Source organism: Vibrio sp. 2304, from assembly GCF_033339475.1.
Classification (GTDB): Bacteria; Pseudomonadota; Gammaproteobacteria; order Enterobacterales; family Vibrionaceae; genus Vibrio; species Vibrio alginolyticus.
Window position 1 is genome coordinate 1 of record NZ_JAWOUQ010000083.1, and the last position, 608, is coordinate 608.

Below are 608 nucleotides of genomic sequence, written 5' to 3' on the forward strand. Positions count from 1 at the left end.
CAGTGTCATAAGCGACTTGTAAACCATTTTGAAAACATTTAGGTTTACAAGTCTACACTGAACTTACTTACAATGAAACGTACACAAAATATTTCGCGCAGCATCGAGGCGGCAAGCGAGAACATCCCCAGGAGCATAGTTCACTATGTGACTGGGAGGCGCGAGTGCCGCCAACAAAGAGGCTGTGTGAAATAGGAAGTGTACGACCTTTTGGAGAGGAAAATGGCTCACCAACCTCGCTGGACAATGTCGCAAGTAACGGAATTATTTAATAAACCGCTGATCGATCTGCTATTCGAAGCACAGCAAATCCATCGTCAACACTTTGATCCGCGCCAGGTGCAGGTCAGCACCCTGCTGTCGATCAAAACCGGCGCCTGCCCGGAAGATTGTAAATATTGCCCGCAGAGCGCACGCTACAAAACCGGCCTCGAAGCCGAGCGCCTGATGGAGGTTGAGTAGGTGCTGGAATCAGCGCGCCAGGCGAAAAACGCCGGCTCCACCCGCTTCTGCATGGGCGCGGCGTGGAAAAACCCCAATGACCGCGATATGCCTTACCTGGAGCAGATTGTGAAAGGGGTGAAGGCGCTGGGGCTGGAGTCCTGTAT

Annotated in this window: 1 pseudogene; it reads left to right on the forward strand. The window is 52.1% G+C overall.

What is annotated here, in order from left to right:
- Positions 1–222: 222 nt before the first annotated feature.
- Positions 223–608 (forward strand): annotated as a pseudogene (locus R7P64_RS24375) (biotin synthase); the annotation flags it as partial.